General features: G+C 48.2%; 1 protein-coding gene. It reads left to right on the top strand.

Annotated features, from left to right (window positions below):
* Window positions 1-78 precede the first annotated feature (78 nt).
* The coding region (locus A2F46_RS11780) for a phage portal protein (RefSeq protein ID WP_369796347.1) at window positions 79-626 on the top strand (548 nt) is incomplete at its 3' end.

Genomic DNA, 626 nt, shown 5'->3' with positions numbered 1-626 from the left:
AAGCAGCCAGAGGGGCTAAAACACCCTAATGGGTACCAGACATTCCAGCAATTTATTGAACAGTGGTTACGATCTAAGTTGATGTGGGGCAATGCCTATATTTTGAACAAAGGCAATGGCTTGCATGTATTAGACCCACGCAATGTTTACCCGATGCTGGCCGATGATGGCAGTGTGTTTTATCAGGTATCAGCCGATAAGCTGGCCGGTACAGGCGCTGGCGATATTTACCCAGCCAGCCAGGTATTGCATGACCGCTCTAATTGCCTGTGGCATCCATTGGTAGGGGTTTCACCCTTATTTGCTTGTGCGACCAGCGGAACCATGGCTGCACATATTCAAGAAAACAGCACCAATGTATTTGCCAATTCCGGTAAACCCAGTGGCTTGATTATGACTGTGGATGGCGCAGACAAAGAAAAAGTGGATGAATTGGGTAAGCACCTTAACCAGACCTTTAAAGGGCAAAAAGCAGGCAATTTGGCCGTTACGGCGGGTGAATTGAAGTACATTGCTTTCTCTCCTGTGAATGCCACTGATGCCCAGTTGATTGAGCAATTGGGCTGGACAATAGCCGATATTGCACGGGCGTTTGGTGTGCCGCTGCACAAGATAGACCAAACCGT

Source organism: Snodgrassella sp. CFCC 13594, assembly GCF_001590725.1.
Taxonomy (GTDB): Bacteria; Pseudomonadota; Gammaproteobacteria; order Burkholderiales; family Neisseriaceae; genus Snodgrassella.
Note: the sequence above shows the minus strand (reverse complement) of the source record. Positions and strands in the feature narration are given on the sequence as shown.